Annotated in this window: 18 protein-coding genes and 1 pseudogene; 13 read left to right on the top strand and 6 right to left on the bottom strand. The window is 65.7% G+C overall.

Translation table 11 applies throughout. The features are described from left to right. Positions 1-123 precede the first annotated feature (123 nt). Positions 124-1,022: pseudogene (prmA, locus tag AC1DT2_RS03880) on the bottom strand (50S ribosomal protein L11 methyltransferase). A 62-nt stretch (positions 1,023-1,084) separates the two neighbouring features. Here prmA and AC1DT2_RS03875 point away from each other — a divergent pair. From AC1DT2_RS03875 to purH, 3 genes are all read left to right on the top strand, one after another. After that, entirely contained in the window at positions 1,085-1,888 is an 804-nt protein-coding gene (locus tag AC1DT2_RS03875) for a zinc-ribbon and DUF3426 domain-containing protein (RefSeq protein ID WP_477294468.1), read from the top strand. A 175-nt stretch (positions 1,889-2,063) separates the two neighbouring features. After that, positions 2,064-2,345 (top strand): helix-turn-helix domain-containing protein, encoded by a 282-nt coding sequence (locus AC1DT2_RS03870; RefSeq protein ID WP_046969162.1) that lies wholly within the window; start codon positions 2,064-2,066, stop codon positions 2,343-2,345. Positions 2,346-2,386: 41 nt separating this feature from the next. Then, entirely contained in the window at positions 2,387-3,976 is a 1,590-nt protein-coding gene (gene purH, locus AC1DT2_RS03865) for a bifunctional phosphoribosylaminoimidazolecarboxamide formyltransferase/IMP cyclohydrolase (RefSeq protein WP_477294465.1), read from the top strand. 78 nt (positions 3,977-4,054) lie between these two features. Here the strand turns inward: purH and AC1DT2_RS03860 are convergent, their stop codons facing one another. Next, entirely contained in the window at positions 4,055-5,050 is a 996-nt protein-coding gene (locus AC1DT2_RS03860) for a bile acid:sodium symporter family protein (RefSeq protein WP_477294463.1), read from the bottom strand. 107 nt (positions 5,051-5,157) lie between these two features. Between AC1DT2_RS03860 and AC1DT2_RS03855 the strand changes: the two genes are divergently transcribed. After that, positions 5,158-6,036, top strand: coding sequence for a LysR family transcriptional regulator (locus AC1DT2_RS03855; RefSeq protein WP_477294461.1), 879 nt, complete (start codon positions 5,158-5,160; stop codon positions 6,034-6,036). A 44-nt stretch (positions 6,037-6,080) separates the two neighbouring features. After that, entirely contained in the window at positions 6,081-6,779 is a 699-nt protein-coding gene (locus AC1DT2_RS03850; protein ID WP_477294459.1) for a glutathione S-transferase, read from the top strand. 7 nt (positions 6,780-6,786) lie between these two features. Here the strand turns inward: AC1DT2_RS03850 and AC1DT2_RS03845 are convergent, their stop codons facing one another. Then, positions 6,787-7,317: a DUF2782 domain-containing protein gene (locus AC1DT2_RS03845; RefSeq protein ID WP_063573687.1), complete on the bottom strand. Its 531-nt coding sequence runs from the start codon at positions 7,315-7,317 to the stop codon at positions 6,787-6,789. A gap of 95 nt (positions 7,318-7,412) precedes the next feature. On the opposite strand from AC1DT2_RS03845, the gene polA reads away from it, so the two are divergent. From polA to AC1DT2_RS03820, 5 genes are all read left to right on the top strand, one after another. Further along, the gene (gene polA / locus AC1DT2_RS03840; protein WP_213949765.1) at positions 7,413-10,157 is read left to right on the top strand and encodes a DNA polymerase I; all 2,745 of its coding nucleotides are present in this window, start codon (positions 7,413-7,415) and stop codon (positions 10,155-10,157) included. A 362-nt stretch (positions 10,158-10,519) separates the two neighbouring features. Beyond that, entirely contained in the window at positions 10,520-10,738 is a 219-nt protein-coding gene (locus tag AC1DT2_RS03835; RefSeq protein ID WP_063570999.1) for a hypothetical protein, read from the top strand. Positions 10,739-10,761: 23 nt separating this feature from the next. Further along, on the top strand, positions 10,762-12,978 hold the full coding sequence (gene uvrD, locus AC1DT2_RS03830; RefSeq protein WP_477294456.1) for a DNA helicase II: 2,217 nt from the start codon (positions 10,762-10,764) through the stop codon (positions 12,976-12,978). 91 nt (positions 12,979-13,069) lie between these two features. Then, the gene (locus AC1DT2_RS03825; RefSeq protein ID WP_477294454.1) at positions 13,070-14,785 is read left to right on the top strand and encodes an Hsp70 family protein; all 1,716 of its coding nucleotides are present in this window, start codon (positions 13,070-13,072) and stop codon (positions 14,783-14,785) included. An 11-nt stretch (positions 14,786-14,796) separates the two neighbouring features. Beyond that, complete coding sequence (locus tag AC1DT2_RS03820) at positions 14,797-16,254, top strand: hypothetical protein (protein ID WP_477294452.1); 1,458 nt, start codon at positions 14,797-14,799, stop codon at positions 16,252-16,254. A gap of 1 nt (position 16,255) precedes the next feature. Here the strand turns inward: AC1DT2_RS03820 and AC1DT2_RS03815 are convergent, their stop codons facing one another. The 3 genes from AC1DT2_RS03815 to AC1DT2_RS03805 are packed head-to-tail and all read right to left on the bottom strand — an operon-like array spanning position 16,256 to position 19,477. Then, positions 16,256-17,509 (bottom strand): heme biosynthesis HemY N-terminal domain-containing protein, encoded by a 1,254-nt coding sequence (locus AC1DT2_RS03815; protein ID WP_477294450.1) that lies wholly within the window; start codon positions 17,507-17,509, stop codon positions 16,256-16,258. Beyond that, a complete protein-coding gene (locus AC1DT2_RS03810; RefSeq protein WP_477294448.1) occupies positions 17,506-18,660 on the bottom strand; it encodes a uroporphyrinogen-III C-methyltransferase in 1,155 nt (384 codons plus the stop codon). Before AC1DT2_RS03810 ends, AC1DT2_RS03815 begins: the two co-directional genes overlap by 4 nt. Positions 18,661-18,706: 46 nt before the next feature. After that, on the bottom strand, positions 18,707-19,477 hold the full coding sequence (locus tag AC1DT2_RS03805) for a uroporphyrinogen-III synthase (protein ID WP_477294446.1): 771 nt from the start codon (positions 19,475-19,477) through the stop codon (positions 18,707-18,709). Positions 19,478-19,599: 122 nt separating this feature from the next. On the opposite strand from AC1DT2_RS03805, the gene AC1DT2_RS03800 reads away from it, so the two are divergent. The 3 genes from AC1DT2_RS03800 to AC1DT2_RS03790 form a co-directional block, all read left to right on the top strand. Beyond that, entirely contained in the window at positions 19,600-20,064 is a 465-nt protein-coding gene (locus AC1DT2_RS03800; protein ID WP_063570993.1) for a YiiD C-terminal domain-containing protein, read from the top strand. A gap of 29 nt (positions 20,065-20,093) precedes the next feature. Next, positions 20,094-20,507 carry a hypothetical protein gene (locus tag AC1DT2_RS03795; RefSeq protein ID WP_063571001.1) on the top strand — a complete coding sequence of 138 codons (414 nt, stop codon included), beginning with the start codon at positions 20,094-20,096 and terminating at the stop codon, positions 20,505-20,507. 48 nt (positions 20,508-20,555) lie between these two features. Further along, on the top strand, positions 20,556-20,859 hold a 304-nt coding region (locus AC1DT2_RS03790; RefSeq protein ID WP_477294443.1), incomplete at its 3' end, for a rhodanese-like domain-containing protein.

Here is a 20,859-nt window from a genome sequence, read left to right as displayed (position 1 = left end):
GCCCGTCTCGAAGAGCCGCGCCGCGGCCCCAAGGGCCTTGCCCCTCGCGGCTCCCAACGCACCCGCAAGCGTGAGGCGGCGAACGCCGCTAAAAACATGAGCTCGCAAAGCGAGCTATCCGCCTCAGCTGCGACGACGCCCACTGATGCGCACCCAATCCTCGAGTGTGCGCACCTCGAGATCCTCGAACCATTCCGCGTAGCGCACGAGGAGCTCTTCGTGCTGGCCGTGGAGATGCCCGACAGCGCGAACGGCGCACCGGGCTTGATCGCGGCAGCGAACGTCGGTGCGAGCTCACCCAGAGGACCAGCGAGAATATTGGCGACGAGAACGTCGGCAAGCTCGGTCGGTGCCTCACCCGGCAGATAGACGGCCAGATCCGCATGCACGCCATTGCGTTCCGCATTGTCGTGCGAGGAAATCAACGCCTGCGGATCGTTGTCGATGCCGACCGCGCGGGCGGCACCCAGCTTCAACGCGGCGATGGCGAGGATGCCCGAGCCACAGCCGTAGTCGAGGACCAGCTTGTCGGCCATCTGCTGCCCGTCCAGCCACTCCAGGCACATCGCCGTGGTCGGATGCGTTCCGGTACCGAACGCCAGGCCGGGGTCGAGACGCACGACGACGATGTCCCCCTCCACCGGCGGTTCGATGTTCCACGGATAGACCCACAGGCGCCGCCCGAACGGCATCGGCTTGAACTGATCCATCCAGGCGCGCGTCCAGTCCTGGTCGTCGACGACGCGCCAGGTGATCTGTGTGGGCTCAATGAAGGGAAGGTCATCCGCAATCGCCTCCGTGAGGCCACGCTTGTCGGCGTCGGCATCGAACAAGGCGTTCAACACGATCTGGTTCCACAACGGAAGCTCGCCCACGCCCGGCTCGAAGATGGCTTCTTCGTCCGGCGTTTCGGCATCGGCATCCTGCAGGGTGATGGACAGCGCGCCGAGGTCTTCAAGGGCGGTTTCGACCCGAGGCTGCTCGGCGGCGCGGATCGTCAGGGAGAGTTCGAGCCAGGGCATCGGGACGGCCATTCGGTGGACGGATCGACGATTCTACCGGTCGCCCACGTTATGATCTAACGATGTATACGCAGTGTCCCGAGTGCCTCACGGTTTACAAACTGGAAGCCGAGCTTCTGGTGCCCGCGTGCGGCTGCGTGCGCTGCGGGCACTGCGAGGCCGTCTTCAACGCCCTCGGCACGCTTGCCGACCAGTTGCCGCCGGAGCCCTTCACGCGGCTGCCGGAACGGGCTCTGGACCAGGAGCCACCCCTCGCCGAGGTGGCCGTGTTCCGGCCACGGCCGATGCCCCAAGCGCCCGACGAGACAGGCAGCGACCCGGCTGACAGTGAAGCTGCCGCGGAAGATTTCTCGCAGCTGACGTTCACGCCCAAGTTCGCCAAGGGCCGTCGGYGATCCTGGCAAGGCGCCATATGGGTAACGGTCTGCCTGGCGCTGATGCTCGGCCTCGGTGCCCAGCTCGCCTGGGCCAAGCGGGACTCGCTCATCGCCGATCCGACCATCGGCCCTGCCTTGCAAACCGGTTGCTCGGTCGTCGGGTGTCGCCTGCCCCTGGTCGCGGCGCCCACGCGCCTGCGCCTGCTCGCCCGCGATGTCGAGCAGCATCCGGCCGTGCGTGACGGCCTGCTCATTACCGCAAGCGTGCGAAACGATGCGTCGTTCGCACAGCCCTATCCCGTCGTCACCATCGTGCTTTCCGATGCCAATGGCCAGCGCCTGGCCATGCGCCGGTTTGAACCGGCGGAGTACGTCGGCGATGCCGGGGCGCGTGCGCACGGACTGGATGGTGGCGCGACCACGGCGATGGTGTTCGAAGTGCAAGACCCGGGCCAGCGGGCGGTCGCCTTCGCATTCAGCTTCGACTGATCGTTCGAAAAAATTTCTTTTTACAAGCCTGCACATCCCCTCCCGGGACGAGTACACTCGATTCCCTTCGCGACGATCGACACCCCTTCAAGGTGTGGCCGTGTCGCAATCCAAGCGACCATACTGAAAAGAACCGACCGGGGATTCGTACCCCGGCCTGCGAGAGGGGAATGCCTTGAACGCTGTGAGACTGACTGCCGGCGAGGCCGCCAACGAGACCTCCATGCAGAGTGCCCTCAGCGAATGCGTCAGCCGTACCGTCCGTCGTTATCTGGCGGACATCGGCGATACGGAAGGCGGCGAAGGTCTGCACGCGCTGGTCATCCGTGAAGTGGAAGGTCCCCTGCTGCGTGAAGTGCTCGCCTTCCACGAAGGCAACCAGAGCCGCGCTGCCGTTGCGCTTGGCATCAATCGTGCCACCCTGCGCAAGAAGCTGGCCGCCCACGGCATTTCCTAAAGGGCCGCTATAATGGAGCGCTTTCCTCCCCGGAAGTGCCCATGCCCACGCCCGATCTCGTTACCGTCCGCCGCGCGCTCGTCAGCGTTTCCGACAAGCAGGGCCTGACTGAACTCGCCCGACGCCTCGTCGCGGCCGATGTCGAAATCCTGTCCACGGGCGGCTCCGCGAAAGCACTGCGCGACGCCGGCGTCCCCGTGCGCGATGTCGGTGACCTCACCGGCTTCCCCGAGATCATGGATGGCCGCGTGAAGACGCTGCACCCGCGCGTGCATGGCGGCCTGCTCGGCCGCCGAGGCACCGACGACGCAGTGATGGCCGAACACGGGATCCTCCCCATCGACCTCCTCGTGCTGAATCTCTATCCGTTCGAACGCACCGTGGCCGACCCGGCATGCACCCTGGAGGACGCGATGGAGAACATCGATATCGGCGGCCCTGCGATGCTGCGTGCGGCGGCGAAGAACTGGAACGATGTCGGCGTCCTCACCGACCCCGYGCAGTACGAAGGCGCGCTGGCCGAGATCGAAGGCAAGGGCGGTCTTTCGCGCGCCACGCGCTTCAAGCTCTCGGTGGCGGCCTTCAATCGCGTGTCCAACTATGACGCGGCGATCAGCGATTACCTCTCCGGCCTCACGCTCGATGAAAGCCACACCGCCGTCGCGGGCCATGCGCCATTCCCCGAACAGTCGAACGGGCGCTTCGTGAAGATGATGGATCTCCGCTACGGCGAGAATCCGCATCAGGCGGGTGCCTTCTATCGCGACCTGTATCCGGCACCAGGCACGTTGGCGACGTTCCGCCAGCTGCAGGGCAAGGAACTCTCGTTCAACAACATCGCCGACGCCGATGCGGCCTGGGAATGCGTACGCCAGTTCGACGCGCCCGCCTGCGTCATCGTCAAGCACGCGAACCCATGCGGTGTCGCCGTGGCTGCCRACCCGCTCGCCGCCTACGAACTCGCCTACGCCACGGACCCCACGTCGGCGTTCGGCGGCATCATCGCGTTCAATCGCCCGCTGGACGCGGAAACGGCAAAGGTGATCCTCAAGCGCCAGTTCGTCGAGGTGCTGATTGCACCGGTGGTCGATGCCGGTGCCGTGGAGGAAGCCACCAGGAAAGCCAACGTTCGCGTGCTCGAGATCCCGCTGGGCGACGGCCGTAACACACACGACATCAAGCGTGTCGGTTCCGGCCTGCTCGTGCAGACAGCCGACGATCGCCAGGTGCAGCGCGACGAGCTCAAGGTCGTCAGCAAACGCCAGCCGACACCGGCCGAACTGGACGACCTCCTGTTCGCGTGGCGCGTGGCCAAGATGGTCAAGTCCAACGCCATTGTCTACGCCCGTGACAACCGCACCGTCGGCATCGGTGCCGGGCAGATGAGTCGCGTGGTCAGTGCGAAGATCGCCGGCCTGAAAGCCGAGGAAGCCGGCCTCGTGGTGCCTGGCAGCGCCATGGCCTCCGATGCGTTCTTCCCGTTCCGTGACGGTATCGATGCGGCCGCTGCGGCAGGCATCCGCGCGGTGATCCAGCCGGGCGGATCGATGYGCGACAACGAAGTGATCGCGGCAGCGGATGAGCACGATATGGCAATGGTGTTTACCGGCGTTCGGCACTTCCGCCATTAAGAGCCTTGGCGGAATCGCCGATGAATCGGCTCCCACAACCGCCGCTTCGTAGGCAGGCAGCGCWTTGCGGGAGCCGCTTCAGCGGCGATGGGTACTCGCGACCAGGTTCAACGCTGCCTCACGCCGCACCGCATACCTGCGCGCCAGCACCGCGCAGGTCATCAGCTGTATCTGATGGAACAACATGATCGGCAACACGATCAGCCCCAGCGGATGCCCGGCGAATAACACCTTGGCCATCGGCACGCCCGACGCCAGGCTCTTCTTCGAGCCGCAGAACACGATGGTGATTTCGTCCTCGCGTGCAAAGCCCAGTGCACGGGCACCGTAGCGCGTGGCCAGCAACGCGCAGGCCAGCAAGACCACGTTGACGACCACCAGCCCGGCCAGCACCGGCAGCGGCAACTGCTTCCACAGGCCCTGCAGTACCGCCGCGCTGAAGGCCGTGTAGACCACCAGAAGAATCGAACCGCGATCGACGAAGGTGAGCAGTACGGCGTGCTTGCGTACCCAGCCACCGATCCAGCGCTGCGCGATCTGTCCGGCCACGAAGGGCACGAACAACTGCAGCACGATCGCGCCCACCGCGTGCCATGACAGCCCGCCCTGCCCCGTGCCGGCAATCATCACCCCGACCAGCAACGGCGTGATGAAGATGCCGAGCATGCTCGACGCGGACGCCGACACGATCGCGGCAGGCACGTTGCCCCGGGCGATCGAGGTAAAAGCGATCGACGACTGCACCGTCGAGGGCAGCGTGCAGAGAAACAGGATACCCAGGTACAGGTCCGGCGACACCAACGGCGATAGCACGGGCTTCAGCAGCAACCCCAGCACGGGAAACAGGACAAAGGTGCTCGCCAGCACGGTGAGATGCAGCCGCCAGTGGGTCATGCCTGCCACGACGGCCTCGCGCGACAGCTTGGCCCCGTGCAGGAAGAACAGCAGGGCGATGGCGACATCAGTCAGCGCGCCGAAGCCTTGGGCAGCCACACCGCGACACGGGAGGAAACTCGCCAAGAGCACCGTGGCGATCAGCGAAAGGGTGAAGCCATCGGGCAGGAAGCGGCGCATGGGAATAACCGGCGGGCAGACGGGAGGGTGCTATTGCACGCGCCCGAGACTCATAAGACAAATCGTTTTATCTGATCCGGTGATACATTAATCGTATGAATGTCTCAATGCGCCAGCTTCGCGCCTTCCTCGCCGTGGCCAGCCACCGGCATTTCCGTCGCGCGGCAGAGGCCCTGCACCTGACGCAGCCCGCGGTGAGCCGCCTGATTGCCGACCTCGAAGCCGAACTCGACGTGCGCCTTTTCGACCGGAGCACACGCGAAGTCGTGCCAACCGAAGCCGGACGGTATCTCGAGCAGGCCGCCGCGCGCGTCCTCGACGAGCTCGACGGCGTCCTGACCCATGTGCGGACTCAGTCCGACCCTTTGCGCGGCCGCGTGCGCCTGGCCGCCGTCCCGACGCTGTCGGCCGGGCTGGTCCCCCCGTGCATCGCGCGATGCGCGACCGACCACCCGGCGATCGAGATCATCCTGCGCGATCAGAGCCAGGCGCAGGTGCTGGATGCCGTACGCGGTGGCGAAGTGGACTTCGGGCTCACCGTGGAGCCCGCGACACCGGAAGAGTTCGATGCCGAAACCCTCCTGCGCGATCCCTTTCGCGTGGTCTGTCGTGCCGACCATCCTTTCGCCGCGAAACGCCACGTCACCTGGAAAGCCCTCGAGCACGAGCCGCTGATTCTCCTGGACCATGCCTCGGGGTCCCGTCGGCTGATCGACGCGGCGTTCGCCACGCGAGGCCTTCCGATGCACGTGGCGTTGGAGGTGGGTCATCCCCATACCGCCTTCCGCATGGTGGAGGCGAAGCTGGGCATCACGGTCACGCCTGCGCTCTCGCTCGATGCCTTGCGGCCCGGCCTCGTCGCCGTCGACGTGACCCCCAACGTTTTCCGCGAGGTCACCCTCCTTCGACGGCGCGCGCGATCGCTCTCTCCGCCAGCCCAGACCGTATGGAACGTCTTTCACGACGTGGCGCTCACGCTGGCGTGAGCGATATCCACGCATGATCGCCGCCTTCCGACAGGAGGCACGCGATGAGCTATCAGCTGTACTACTGGACAGGTTTGCAGGGCCGCGGAGAGTTCGTGCGGTTGTGCCTGGAGGACGTAGGGGCCGAATACACGGATGTTGCCCGCATCGAGGGCGACGATGTGATGACATCCTTTCTCGACGGCGAGCACGGGGGCGCCATCCCCTTCGCGCCGCCCTTCCTCACCTCCGGCCGGCTCGTCATCGCGCAGGTCGCGAATATCCTGCAGTACCTGGGGCCACGCCACGGCCTGGTGCCCGAGAGCGAATCGAAGCGCGTGTATGCGCACCAGCTCGAACTGACCATCACCGACCTGGTGGCCGAGGTGCACGATACGCACCACCCGGTCGCCTCGGAGCTCTACTACGAAGACCAGCAGGCGGAAGCCAGGGAGCGCTCGAAGGACTTCCGCGAGCATCGCATTCCCAAGTTCCTCGGCTACTTCGAGAAAACGGTGGAGCGTGGCGGCGGCAGGTTCCCGCTACGCCAGCATTCCTATGTCGACCTTTCGTTTTTCCAGATCATGGCGGGCCTGGACTATGCGTTCCCCAAGGCCATGGCGAAGCAGAAGGTTCCCCTGCTTCGCGATCTGCAGAAACGTGTGGCGGAGCGACCGAACATCGCAACCTACCTGGCCTCGGAACGACGCATTCCGTTCAACACGACCGGCATTTTCCGCCACTACCCTGAACTGGACGGCTGAGCCGGCTTCAGTTCGTGTCGACGGGCTTGGGCGCCGCGCCCCACTCATAGACCTTGTAATAAACCGGATCGACCGGCCCGTTCTTGGGGTCGTGCAACTTCCCGTCGGGATCGGCCATATAGGTCTGCGGCACGCCATGCTTCGGCGTCACCACGATCATGGTCAACTTGCCGCCGGAACGGTATTCCTGGACCTGGTCATCGCCCTGCTGACGGATCGTCACCTGGGGAGGTTCCTGGCCACGCGCATCCGTACCACCGTTGTCCTGCATCGAGGGCAGCGCGACCGGAGAACGGGGCGAGCCCTGGGCATCCGATGTGGCCGGCGTGGTGCGGCCGTCCTGAGCTTCGTCGTAGGTCACCGGCCGCTCGATGGGCTTCAGCCCGGAGCGGTCCGGCTCGCCGGCCTTGACGCCCGGATCGTTGAGCCCCGGCGGCGGTGGCAATGGCGTCAGCTTCGGGTCCGTGGCGGTCTGGGCGGCCACGGGGAGCGCCAGGGCCAGGGCGAGCGCGGCAACGAGGGCGTGCGTGCGGTTCATGGGAAATCTCCGTGCGGGGTGACGAGGATAGCAAGCCGGACACCGCTTTCCCCGTGAACGGACGGCCGCTGTTCGGCCATGAGAGAATCGGGGGTATGCCTACGCTCACGCTCATTGACGGGTCGTCGTACCTGTATCGCGCGTTCCACGCGCTGCCTCCCCTGACCAACGCCTTCGGCGAGCCTACCGGCGCGCTGTTCGGCATCGTCAATATGTTGCGCACGACGATGAAGGCCGGCTCGGATTACGTCGCCTTCGTCTGCGACGCACCGGGCCGCACGTTCCGCGACGACCTCTACCCCGAGTACAAGGCCAACCGCCCGTCGATGCCGGACGACCTCCGCGCCCAGGTCGACCCGATGATGAAGATCGTCGGCGCACTGGGTTTCCCCATCCTCTGCATCCCCGGGGTGGAAGCCGATGACGTGATCGGCACGCTCGCCCGCCAGGCGGCCGAGGAAGGCATCCACACGATCATCTCGACCGGCGACAAAGACTTCGCACAGATGGTTGGCCCGCATACCTTGCTGGTCAACACGATGACCAACACCACGATGGACGCGGAAGGCGTGTTCGCCAAGTTCGGCGTGCGTCCCGACCAGATCGTCGACTACCTCACCCTGATGGGCGACAGCATCGACAACGTGCCCGGCGTGGATAAATGCGGCCCGAAAACGGCCGCCAAGTGGCTTGGCGAATACCACAACCTCGAGAACCTCTTCGCCAACGCCGACAAGGTCGGCGGCAAGATCGGCGAGAACCTGCGCGCGGCCATCCCACGCCTGCCGCTGTCGCGCGAACTGGTCACCATCCGTACCGATGTGCCGCTCGAGTTCCGGCCCACGCAGCTGGCCATGCGGGATCGCGACACCGACGCGTTGCGCGAGCTCTACGCGCGCTATGACTTCAAGGCCGCGCTGAAGGATCTGGACAGTGCCGCCGCGACGACCGTGCCGGCACCGACCGCCGGGGCGGCGGCGGCCAGCGCCAGGCCTGCCGCCGCGGACACACCCCTCGACGCCTCGCTCTCCGCTGAAGGCGAGTACGAGCTGATCTTCACCGAAGACCGCTTCGCCGCGTGGCTGGAAAAGCTCGAAACCGCGCCGCTGATCGCCTTCGATACAGAGACCACCAGCATCGACGCGATGCTCGCCGATATCGTCGGTGTATCGCTGTCCGTCGAAACGGGCAAGGCGGCTTACATTCCCCTGGGGCACGATTATCCGGGTGCCCCGGCCCAGCTATCGCGCGATCACGTGCTCGGCGCATTGAAGCCGATCTTCGAAGACGCGTCACGTCCGAAGGTCGGGCAGCACGGCAAGTACGACATCAACATTCTGTCGCACTACGGCATCGACGTGAAGGGCCTGTTGCACGACACCATGCTGGAGTCGTACATCTACAACGCGACGGCGACGCGCCACGACATGGATTCGCTGGCCACGCGTTATCTCGGTTACACCACCATCAAATACGAGCAGGTCGCCGGCAAGGGCGCCAAGCAGATCTCGTTTTCGCAGGTCGACTGCGATACCGCATGCCGTTACGCCGCCGAAGATGCCGACGTGACGCTTCGCCTGCACCACGCTCTCTGGCCGAAGCTCGAAGCCGAGCCGTCGCTGCGCGCGGTGTACGCGGACATCGAGATTCCGCTGGTGCCGGTATTGGCGAAGATGGAACGCACGGGCGTACTCATCGACGCCAATGTGCTGCGCCTGCAGAGCCAGCAGCTCGGCAAGCGCATGGTCGAACTGCAGCAGCTTGCCCATGCCTCCGCCGGCCATGAGTTCAACATGGACTCACCCAAGCAGTTGCAGGCCGTCCTGTTCGACGAGCTTGGGCTCGCGGCGAAGATCAAAACACCCACGGGCCAGCCCTCGACCAACGAGGAAGCCCTCGAAGCCATCGCCGAAACCCATGAGCTACCGCGGCTGATCCTCGAGTATCGCGGCCTCGCCAAGCTGCGCTCGACGTATACCGACAAGCTCGCCGGCATCGTCAACCCGCGCACGGGCCGCGTGCATACCAGCTATCACCAGGGTGCCGTCGCCACGGGACGCATCAGCTCGTCCGATCCGAACCTGCAGAACATTCCGGTCCGCACCGAGGAAGGCCGGCGTATTCGCCAGGCCTTCATTGCACCGGAGGGATGGCGCATCGTCGCCGCCGACTACTCGCAGATCGAACTGCGCATCATGGCCCACCTGTCCAACGACGAAGGCCTCGTCCAGGCGTTCAAGCAGGGCGGCGACGTGCATCGCGCCACGGCCGCGGAAGTCTTCGGCGTGCCTGCCGACGAGGTCACGACCAACCAGCGCCGCGCGGCCAAGGCGATCAACTTCGGCCTGATGTACGGCATGAGCGCCTTCGGCCTGGCCAAGCAACTCGGCGTGGACCGTGGCGAAGCCTCCGATTACATGGGCCGCTATTTTTCGCGCTACCCGGGCGTGCGCGCTTTCATGGATGCCACGCGCGAACAGGCGCATCGCGATGGCTACGTCCAGACGCTGTTCGGTCGCCGCCTCTACCTCGAGAACCTCAACTCTCGTAACCAGGCCTTCCGTGCCGGCGCCGAGCGCGCAGCGATCAACGCGCCCATGCAGGGCACGGCGGCCGACATCATCAAGCGCGCCATGATCGCCGTCTCCGCATGGATCGAACCGCGCGATGACGTGCGCATGCTGATGCAGGTGCACGATGAACTGGTCTTCGAAGTCCGCGCCGATGCCGTCGACGACGTGCGCGCAGGTATCGAGCGGCATATGACCGGGGCGGCCTCGCTGAGCGTCCCGCTGCAGGTGGATATCGGCGTCGGGGCGAACTGGGACGAGGCACACTAAGCTCCCGCTAAGCGCTTCCGGCCGCACTTGGCCGTCCAAACGTAAGTTTTCCGTTTAGTCGTACATTTCGTTTAATGGCAAGTCGTTGAAAAATCAGCCCATGAACGCGGGCTGATTTTTTTTTGCATCGATGATGCAACTTTGCCTCGTTCCGCACGTCTATATATTCGGACGCACGCAACGGCGTCCCATCGGTGGGCCTCACCTCCCTAAGAGGCCCCCTCAAGGTGGACCGGTTCTTCCCCTGGTTCCGGTCTTCCACCCCGCCCCGAGAGCTCCCCTGGCTCTCGGGGTTTTTTTTGCCCACACCGCCTGCACATTCACACCCGCATCCTCGGCGCCACTTAACGGGAGGAATCACCATGCGCGCAGGTCTCATCGTCGTCGGCGTCATCCTTATCGGCCTCGGGCTGTGGGTCACCCTGGGCAACGGCAGCTACCAGAAGACCGATACGGTCGCCTCGATCGGCTCGGCCAAGCTCGAGGCTACGCACGACAAGTCGATTCCGCAGTGGGTAGGCATCGCCGGCATCGTCCTGGGCGGCATCGTTGCCGTCGCCGGATTCTCCCGGAAGAACTGAGCCCCACCCGGTACAATGGGGGGATGGATGTTTCCCATCTCCTCGATTCCCTCAACGACGCCCAGCGCGAGGCCGTCAGCGCCCCGCCCGGGCACTATCTGATCCTCGCCRGTGCCGGCTCCGGCAAGACCCGTGTYCTGATCAACCGTATCGGTTGGCTGACCCAGGTCGAGCGGGTGCCCCCGTGGGCGATCCTCGCCGTGACCTTTACCAACAAGGCGGCCGGCGAGATGCGTACGCGCCTCGACGGAATCATCCCGGGGGGCACGCAGGGCCTGACAGTCGGCACCTTCCACGGCATCGCCCATCGCCTTCTCCGGCGACACTGGCGCGAGGCGGGCCTGGTCGAAGGTTTCCAGATCCTCGATTCGGACGACCAGCAACGCCTGATCAAGCGGATCATCGCCGGACTTGGCCTGGACGAAGCACGCTTTCCGCCGCGTCAGGCCAGCTGGCAGATCAATAACTGGAAGGACGAAGGCAAGCGCCCGGACGCGATCGAGCATCGCGACCATCCGGTCACGCGCACCTTCGTCGAGATCTACAAGGCCTACGAACAGCAATGCCAGCGCGCCGGCCTGGTCGACTTCGCCGAGCTGCTGCTGCGTGCGCACGAGCTATGGCTGAAAGACCCACAGGTACTCAAGCACTACCAGGATCGCTGGCGCTATCTGTTGATCGACGAGTTCCAGGACACCAACACGCTGCAGTACGCGTGGATTCGCGTACTCGCCGGCAGCACCGGCCAGGTCTTCGTGGTCGGTGACGACGACCAGGCCATCTACGGCTGGCGCGGCGCGAAAGTCGAAAACGTGCAGCAGTTCCTCAACGACTTCGCCGGTGCGAAGACGATCCGCCTGGAGCAGAACTACCGCTCCACGTCGACGATCCTCAACGCGGCCAACGCGGTCATCTCGCGCAACGGCGGCCGTCTGGGCAAGCAGCTGTGGACCGATGGCGGCGAAGGCGAGCGCATCGCGCTTTACGCCGCCTATAACGAACAGGACGAAGCGCGCTTCGTCATCGAGCGCATTCGCGAGCACATCGCTGAAACCGGGAACGCACGCGACTGCGCCATCCTCTACCGCTCCAACGCGCAGTCACGCAACTTCGAAGAACAGCTGATCCAGCGCGACCTGCCCTACCGCGTCTACGGTGGCCTGCGCTTCTTCGAACGCGCTGAAATCAAGGATGCCCTGGCCTACCTGCGCCTGGCATCGAACCGTCATGACGATGCCGCCTTCGAGCGTGCCGTGAATACGCCGCCGCGCGGCATCGGCGACCGCACGCTCGACGAGCTGCGCCGGCGTGCACGTACCGATAGCAGTTCCATGTGGGAGGCGATGCTGACGGAGGCATCCATTGGCGGCCTCGCAGGCCGCGCGAAGAATGCGCTCAAGGCTTTCATCGGCCTCGTCGACAACCTCGCGCGCACCTTCGGCGGCCACGACAGGCTCGATGGTGACGAATCGCCCACGGCACTGAGTCTCGCCGAGCAGATCGAGCACGCGATCCTCCACACCGGCCTGCGCGACTTCTACGAAAACGACAAGCGTGGCAATGGTGAGGCGCGCGTCGAAAACCTGGACGAGCTGGTCAACGTCGCGAGCCGTTTCGAGATGACCCCGGAAGACGTCGACGCCGGCCTCAACGAACTCTCGGCCTTCCTGTCGCATGCTTCACTGGAGGCCGGTGAGGGCCAGGGTGAAGCATGGGACGACTGCGTGCAGCTGATGACGCTGCATTCGGCCAAGGGCCTCGAGTTTCCCATCGTCTTCCTTGTCGGCATGGAAGAAGGCCTGTTCCCGAGCCAGCGTTCCACCGAGGAAGACAACCGGCTCGAGGAAGAGCGCCGTCTCGCGTACGTCGGCATCACCCGTGCGCGCGAACGCCTGTACGTGTCGCACGCGGAGTCGCGGCGCATGCACGGCACGGAGATGTTGGCCCGGCCCTCGCGTTTCCTGGGCGAGATCCCGCCGGAGCTGATCGACGAACTGCGCCCCCGCGTACAGGTATCGCGACCGGCCTACGCCGACCGGTATTCAGGCGGTGGCGGCAGCAGTTCCCTGGTGGAGGCCTCACCCATCGCGCTCGGCCAGCGGGTCAGCCACCCCAAATTCGGCGAAGGCACGGTCGTCAGCGCCGAGGGCGCCGGGGCCCATATGCGCCTGCAGGTGAACTTCGAGGATGCCGGAAGCAAGTGGTTGGTTTACGCTTACGCGAATCTGACCGCGTTGTAAGGGGCTCCAACGCGCCACGCTCCCATCCACGGGAGCGTCGTGGCGTGCCCTGAGAGCGGCAGCGCGAACCGCACCAGGGAGCAACAGACACATGATCGTGGGGATCGACCTCGGCACGACCAACAGCCTCGTGGCGGCGTGGATCGACGGCGCTCCGCGCCTGATCCCGAATGCGCTGGGTGGGATGCTCACGCCCTCCTGTGTCGGGATCGACCAGGACGGCAGCGTGCTGGTGGGCGAAGCGGCTCGCGAACGCCTGCAGACCCATCCGGAGCAGACCGCCTCGCTCTTCAAGCGCTACATGGGCAGTGCGCGGACCGTGCGTCTTGGTGATCGCGACTATCGGGCAGAGGAGCTTTCCGCCCTCGTCCTCCGTTCGCTGAAAGCCGACGCCGAGGCCACGCTTGGCGTCCCGATCACCGAAGCCATCATTACCGTTCCGGCCTACTTCTCCGATGCCCAACGCAAGGCCACTCGTGTCGCCGGCGAGCTCGCCGGCCTCAAGGTTGAACGCCTGCTCAACGAGCCCACCGCCGCCGCACTGGCCTACGGCCTCCACGACGCTCAGGGCGAGACGCAGTTCCTCGTCTTCGATCTCGGCGGCGGCACGTTCGATGTTTCGATCCTGGAAATGTTCGACGGCGTGATGGAAGTGCGCGCCAGCGCCGGTGACAACATGCTCGGTGGCGAAGACTTCGTCACCCTGATCGCGGGCCTCGCTTTCCAGAACGGCATTCCTGACGCGGCGAGTACGGACCCCGTATTCATGCAACGTCTGACGGCGCGTGCGGAAGCGGCCAAGCGCCAACTGGGTACCCAGGCAAGTGTGGTCTTCGACGTCACCTGGAAGGGCCACGAGGCCCGCGTCGAACTCGATAACGAAGCATTCGAGAAGCTCTCGCAGCCGCTACTCACGCGACTCTGGCGCCCGATCGAACGCTCGCTTCGCGACGCTCGCATCCGTGCCGCCGATCTCGATAACGTGGTCCTCGCGGGGGGCGCGACGCGAATGCCCATGATTCGCGCCCTGGCGACGCGCATGTTCGGACGCTTCCCCGCCATGGGACACAACCCGGACGAAGTGGTCGCGCTCGGTGCCGCGGTCCAGGCCGGACTGAAGATGAAGGACAAGGCGCTCCAGGAGATGGTGATGACGGACGTGTGTCCGTACACCCTTGGCACCGCCGTCTCGCGTCATATCGAAGGTGGCGGACGGGCCGATGGCCTCTATTCGCCGATCATCCAACGCAACACCGTGGTGCCGGTCAGTCGCGTGCAGCGCTACGTGCCTGTCGACCCCAACCAGCCGTCCCTTCGCATCGATGTCTACCAGGGCGAGTCGCGCCTGGTTCGCGACAACATCCTGCTCGGCGAAGTGACCGTGCCCCTCACGCCTGGTCCCGGCCATGCGGCGGGCGTGGATGTACGCTTCACTTACGACGTCAACGGCCTTCTCGAAGTCGAAGTCACCCTCGTTGCAACGTCGGAAACGCGCCACCTCGTCATCGAAGGTCATGAAGGAAGCCTGGGGCCCGACGAGATCGCACGACGGCTCGAAGCGCTGGCGGCACTCAAGGTGCATCCACGCGATACGCTCGAGAACCGCACGCTGCTCGCGCGTGCCGAACGCCTCTACGAACAATTGCTCGACCAGGCGCGCGACCATCTGGGCCAGATGATCCTGCGCTTCGAGCAGGTGCTGGCGACGCAGGATCCGCGCCTTGTCGCACGCGACGCCGCGTTGTTCCGCGAGGCCTTGCAAGGCATCGAGGCAAACGATCACTTCGCACCCGACCTGGCGGACTAAGGAATAGCCTTATGTCGATGCCCTGGTTCCTGGCACTGCTGCAGCTTCCCCTGCACGCCGACGAGCGTTCGGTACGCCGCGCCTACGCCCTTCGCCTCAAGCTGATCGACCCGGCAACCGACCCGGCGGGGTTTGCCCAATTACGCGAGGCTTACGAAGCAGCGCGCGCCTGGGTGGCTGACGAGGACCACATCGTCGACGTCAACGTTGAAGCGCCTCCTCCTGCCGCGGAGCCAGAGCCGGAGCCGGCGCGGGTCGACGATGCGAGCCCGCTCCCGGCCGTCGTGGCGATCAATCCGCAGGAAGAGGCCATACGACTCATCGATTGGCTCGCCACGCGCATCGCGTACGGCGAGGCGTCGGACATCCGGCAGGATCTGGAAGCCTGTACCGCAAAACTTCGCCTGCAATACATCGATGCGCCGGGAATATTCGAGGACGTTCTGATCGATCGTCTCGCAAGAGGCCTGCTCCGCAAGCGTGCCTACGTGTTCGACTTCGCCGCGCAACATTTTCATTGGCAGGAGATCGGCCACCTCGCGGCGCTCGGCCCGAAGGGCATGTGGATCGATGCCGTGGAATCGCAACGCATGGCCTGGGCCGGCCTGCCCCCGCTCATTCGCGCGAACAGGCTCTCCCTGATCGAGCGAGCCGAAGCGTCAAAGGGCGCGTTACCCTCGCAGATCGTCAGGCGCTGGTTCGAAGTCCGCGACGACTTTCGACGGTTTCCGGCTTACCTGGGCCTGTACCTGACGGTCCCGCGCCAGCAGGAATGGGCGTCGTGTTACGACGCGTTACCCGCAACCGAGCGGCAGGCGCTCGAAACGCCCGTAAAGAAACGTCGCCTACGCATACCGGCCCCCGTCTGGGTCGTCGTGGTCATCGTCGCACTCGGTGTCCTGACTCGTCCGTCTCTCTATCAGGGCACGTTGGACCATCGGCCGGCCCTTGCCGAGCGGTCTTCGGTTCCCGCGGCATCGGCACCCATGGGCCGGAGGGTCTCGAACGATCTGCAAGTCGCTCTCGCCGAGCCCGTCGCCCCTGCCAGGCAGGGCAAGGGATGGATCGTCATCACGCTCACCAATCGTGGGCGATCACCGCTGTTCCTCAGGAAGGCTCTGACTCCGCCGATGACGCCCGATGGTCATGTCGGCCGCCCCCTGTTCACCATCGTCGACCAGCATGGCATCCGGCCGAGGTTCAGGGGCCTGGAGAACCCCACCGACGCAAGGGATCCGGCGAGCTTCTATCTCCGCCTCGATCCGGGACAGACGCTGACCAATGCGCTGGACCTTTCCGTCGACTACGACCTCCTTCCGGAGAGGCGTTACACGATTCGATATACGCAGCCCGTTACCGGGAGCGGCAGTGTCGACGCAAACGGCGCGCCCCACGACGAGAGCGAGTACGTGGCGAGCAACACCGTTTACATGGACTTTCACGGCTGGGGCCGATCCACCAGCGACTGACCTACGGTGAAAGTCGCGGCACCCCGTGCTGGTCGCGCTCTTCGACCGCGGTGACTCGTGTGTCGATGCGATGGTTGCGCGCCTCAGGCAACGCCTCGGTGGCTTCACCACGAGCAAACGCCAGCGCGTTCCGGTAGCAACGCTGGGCAAGCTCCGGATGCGCTTCGCCGACATAGACATCACCGAGGGCTTCCCACGCGTCGGCGTTCGGCGCGATAGCAAGCGCACGTTCCAGGAAGGGCTTCGCCTTACCCCAAAGACGCGCACGCACGCACATACGACCGACGGCCGTCAGTAGCGCGGCATCGTTCGGGTGTGTATCCACCCAGCCTTCCGCCCGCCGCAACCGCTGTTCCATATCCTCCGCGCCCATGCCGCCATAGGTGGCGATGAGGGTCGGTGACCACTCGCGACGCAGCGCGGTTTCGATCTCGTCCATGGCCGCCATGCTCTGGCCGAATCCCGACGCACGGCGCGCATACGCATCGACGGCAGCCGACAGCCGGCGCTGGCCCTTCGGTAACTGCGACCAAAGCGTGGAGAGCGAAGCACCATCGGGCGCGCTGGCGATGTTCGCCGCGACCGCCCGGCTTTCCAGTTCGGCGAACGCACGCGCACCGAGTTCGCCGCTTTTCTGTAACGGATCGAGGGCGCGCACGGCATTACGCGCGTCGCCGGATTCCAGCGAAGCCTCGGCGTATTCGATCCAGCCGGACGGCGTGAGCGATCCACTGTTCGCTTCGGGCGCCAGCAGGGCCGCCGCCTCGGCGGGGCGACCCGCGCGACGAAGAAGGCGAGCGCGTAACACGCGCGCGGCGCGCGGCGTTTCCTGGGCCGCCTGATCGAGTGTTTCGAGAGCGCGCGTCGACTCGCCGTGGCGCTCGGCGGCTTCGGCGGCCGCGAGCAAGGCGGGGCCACGCACCGACGGGTAGCGCGCCGCGCGATTCAGATCACGCTCGGCTTCGCCGTGACGGCCTTCGATCAGCGCGACGAGACCATCGGCGAGCCGACGACGACTGAGTCGCCGATGACGGCGGTTCAGCGCACCGAAGGGCCAGCGGATCAACGTGACCAGCGCAGCGATGACGGCCCAGGCGAGCAACAGGATCACCACGGCGCTGACGACGGTCATCTGCAACGTCGTGCCACGCAGCCGTATCAGAACCGAGCCCGGATCATCCGCTACCCAATGCCAGGCGAACGCCGCGAGCACCGCGACCAGGATAAAACCGACAATCCAGCGCCATAGCTTCATGGCGTGGCCTTCGGAGCAGCCGTCGAAGCCGATGCGGGATGGGCGACAGACTCTGCATGCGCCGGTCCGGCGGCCGGGCCGGGCTGCAGCGCATGCACCGAACGCAGGTTATGCAGTTCGTTCATCGCAGCGCCCAGTTTCGGCGCGGCACCCTTGGCCTGGCTGGCCAGTAGCGCGGCGATCCGTACGCGAGCGGCCCGCACCGTCGGCGAGTTCGGATTGAAACGCGCCGCGAGCGTCGCGTCGACGCGCTTCAGCGCGGCAGCTCGACCCACGTCGTCATAGGCCAACACGGCGGCCTCGGCGTGGGCGACATCCAGCGCCGCGAGCTCGCGCGCAAGGCGATCGTCGGCGAGACCCAACGGCGTGCCGTCGTCATGGCTTACCTTGACGATGCTGCCGAGCGCATCGCCGGCGCGCTGCCAGAAACCACGCGTTTCGGTCGCGGCTGTCGGCGCATCGAGATCTTTCAGCGGCAAGGTAGGAATCTGCGCTCGCAGGTCGGCGAGCGCGGCAAGATCGCTTGCCCGCGCCGATGGCGCCACGGCCGCAAGCGCATCGCGCTCCGCCTTCAGGCTCTGCCGGACGGCCGCGAACGCGCTGTCGTTCACCGCCGCGAGCGTGCTATCGGCGAGGTCGTAGGCGGAAAGCGCCCCACTGGCGTCGCCGAACAGCGCGAAGCGCTCCTTGGCCATGCGCAGCAAGGACTCCGCTTCGTCGAGCAGCATCGCGTCGTGCCCGCTGAGGCTTCGCTCGGACAGATTGGCGACGGCGTCTTCAAGATTTTTCGTACGTTCGGAGACACCGAGCATCTCTTCGCGGGCCGAGCGATTGACGCCGTCTGCGTCACTGACACGGCGACGCAGGTTGGCATTGTCGTCACGCAGACCGTCGACCGTGCCCTGCAGCGTGTCGACCTGTCCGCGAAGTCCGTTGGCGGCGCCGACGTCCTGGCGCATGGTCCAGACGGTCCACGCGGTGTAGCCGGCGGCGCCCAGGGCGGCCAGCGAGATCAGGATCGCCAGGGCAAGTGCGCCACCGCCACGGCGAGGTGCCGGGTCGGCAGTCCGCCGTGGGCTGGCAGACACAGGCGCGGCGGCCGGGGCCGGCGTCGCCGGAATGGGTGCGGTCGGTGGGGTCTCGGTCGTCATGCGAGGCATGCTAGCAGGCCATACGCCAACGCATGGAATACATCCCTCAACGGCGCGTGAACGAGACCTCAGCAGCGGCCGCCAGCAGGTCGCCCGGAAGGGCCGACCGCGCCACCACGACGCGCTCGAAGCCGGTTTCCAACGCGATGTCCCGAAGCCGTTCGCTGCTGACCACGGCCACGGCCTGGACCAGCCGGCGCCAGGCCGGGGCGATCAGGGCGCGATGCAGGTGATCCAGCGCTTCGGCGCTGGACAACAAGACCGCCGAGCGGCGGCCGAGCTTCAGCAGGGGATCGATATGACGGCGGTCGATGCGTGGGGCCACGCGGTGGTAGACATGGACTTCGTCGAGCACCGCGCCGCGCGCCAGGAGTTGCTCGCGCAGCAGGCCTCGGCCGCCGGGGGCGCCGATCAGGGCGACCCGCTTACCCGCCACCGCCGCCAGTTCGGGCAGGCCGAGCACGCCCTCGCTGTCCTGCGAGGTTTCCGGAAAACGCACATCGGTGAGGTTGGCGGTTCTCAGGGCCCGGGCGGTGCCACGACCTACGGCGATCACCGTGGCCTGGGTCGCCAGGGGCAACACGTCCGCCGCGAAGCGGACGGCGGCCGGGCTGGTGAAAACCAGCACGTCGCCCTCGAGCGCGGCGCGCAGCGCGGCGTCCACCGCCGAGGCGTCTTCGATGGCGCGGAGCGATAGCCCAGGCACGCTGACCGGAATGCCTCCCAGCTTGCGTACCCGACGGGAGAGCGGGCCTGCAGTGCCCGCAGGGCGGGTGATGACGACGGTAACGTTGCGAAGAGGGTAGTTACGGCTCACGAAAGCATCCTGCTACTGAGCGCTCAGGATAGGAAGCGGCCGCCTTGCGGGCCACTGCCGAAGGTCGTGGTTCGGCCATACGGGTGCGAACGGTTTGCCTTGCCTCGTAGACTTCGCTGCTTATGACTCCCAACGACATTTCCCTCGCCGATCTCGAGCGCTTCATCCTCGATGGCATTCCCCTCGCGCGGGCCATGGCGGTGAGCATCGACAGCTTCGATGGCATGCGTCTGGTCATGACGGCACCGCTGCTGCCCAACATCAACGACAAGGCCTGTGCCTTCGGCGGAAGCATCGTGGCGCTGATGACCCTGACCTGCTGGGCCCTGGTCGAGGCCGTGCTCCGCGAGCGCGGGGAGGACTGCGATGTCTTCGTCGCCGATTCCACGGTGCGCTACCTGGACCCCATCTGGGACGACCTCCGCGCCGAGGCCACCCTTGCCCCCGGGGCCAACTGGAAGGGCTTCTTTGGCATGCTGAAAGCCCGTGGACGGGCCCGTGGGGACTTCACCTGCGTGGTTCCGGGTGCGGACGGGAAACCGATGGCCAGCCTGGATGCGCGTTTCGTCGCCAAACGCCGGGCATAATGCCGGCCGACGCCACGATGGAACCCGCCATGCGCCGTATCGCCCTGCTTTTCCTCGTTCTTGCCGTATCCCTACTGTCCGGCTGCGCCACCGACATACGTAATGAAGCGCTCACCCGTACCACCAACGCCTATGCGTCGGCGGTCCGATGGGGTGACTGGGAAGGTGCGCAGAGCTTCCTCGACAAGGACTACATCGCCGACCACCCGCTCAGCTCCGTCGACCAGGGCCGGCTCGGCCAGCTGCGCATCACCGGCTATGACGAGGGCGGCGGCCCGCGGCCCGATGGCGACAACGAAGTCGTCCAGGTCGTCCAGATCAACGTGGTCAACATCAACACCCAGTCCGAGCGCACCGTGGTCGACCGCCAGCGCTGGCGTTACGACCCGGAAAAGAAGAAGTGGTGGCTGATGACCGGCCTGCCCGACTTCTCGCCGAAGTAAAGCCTATATAATCGGCCGTTTATCCCCACTGGGACGCGCAATAACCCGATGAACGACGTACTGCACAAGTTGCCCGAATTCGCCAGCAACCATCTGCTGCTGGTCGCGCTGTTCGTGGCGATCCTGCTCGCCCTGCTCGGTGGCGAAGTGATGACCCTCTTCCGCAAGTGGAAGATGCTCACCCCGGCTGGCCTGACCCAGCTGATCAACCGCGATACACCGCTGATCATCGACCTCTCGGCCAGCGCCGACTTCGAAAAAGCCCATGTTCCGGGTGCCAAGAACGTGGCCATGAGCCAGTTCGACCCGGAAACGCAGAAGGACCTCAGCAAGGCCAAGGACCGTCCGGTCG

It is taken from the genome of Luteibacter sp. P4_E6 (assembly GCF_056401535.1).
Note: the sequence above shows the minus strand (reverse complement) of the source record. Positions and strands in the feature narration are given on the sequence as shown.

What these genes read in the sequence shown, in the direction of transcription:
- AC1DT2_RS03860 (WP_477294463.1), bottom strand. Translation starts at nt 5,050, where the DNA reads ATGCGCCGCTTCCTGCCCGATGGCTTCACCCTTTCGCTGATCGCCACG.
- AC1DT2_RS03855 (WP_477294461.1), top strand. Translation starts at nt 5,158, where the DNA reads ATGCGCCAGCTTCGCGCCTTCCTCGCCGTGGCCAGCCACCGGCATTTC.
- AC1DT2_RS03850 (WP_477294459.1), top strand. Translation starts at nt 6,081, where the DNA reads ATGAGCTATCAGCTGTACTACTGGACAGGTTTGCAGGGCCGCGGAGAG.
- AC1DT2_RS03845 (WP_063573687.1), bottom strand. Translation starts at nt 7,317, where the DNA reads ATGAACCGCACGCACGCCCTCGTTGCCGCGCTCGCCCTGGCCCTGGCG.
- polA (WP_213949765.1), top strand. Translation starts at nt 7,413, where the DNA reads ATGCCTACGCTCACGCTCATTGACGGGTCGTCGTACCTGTATCGCGCG.
- AC1DT2_RS03835 (WP_063570999.1), top strand. Translation starts at nt 10,520, where the DNA reads ATGCGCGCAGGTCTCATCGTCGTCGGCGTCATCCTTATCGGCCTCGGG.
- AC1DT2_RS03825 (WP_477294454.1), top strand. Translation starts at nt 13,070, where the DNA reads ATGATCGTGGGGATCGACCTCGGCACGACCAACAGCCTCGTGGCGGCG.
- AC1DT2_RS03820 (WP_477294452.1), top strand. Translation starts at nt 14,797, where the DNA reads ATGTCGATGCCCTGGTTCCTGGCACTGCTGCAGCTTCCCCTGCACGCC.
- AC1DT2_RS03815 (WP_477294450.1), bottom strand. Translation starts at nt 17,509, where the DNA reads ATGAAGCTATGGCGCTGGATTGTCGGTTTTATCCTGGTCGCGGTGCTC.
- AC1DT2_RS03810 (WP_477294448.1), bottom strand. Translation starts at nt 18,660, where the DNA reads ATGACGACCGAGACCCCACCGACCGCACCCATTCCGGCGACGCCGGCC.
- AC1DT2_RS03800 (WP_063570993.1), top strand. Translation starts at nt 19,600, where the DNA reads ATGACTCCCAACGACATTTCCCTCGCCGATCTCGAGCGCTTCATCCTC.
- AC1DT2_RS03795 (WP_063571001.1), top strand. Translation starts at nt 20,094, where the DNA reads ATGCGCCGTATCGCCCTGCTTTTCCTCGTTCTTGCCGTATCCCTACTG.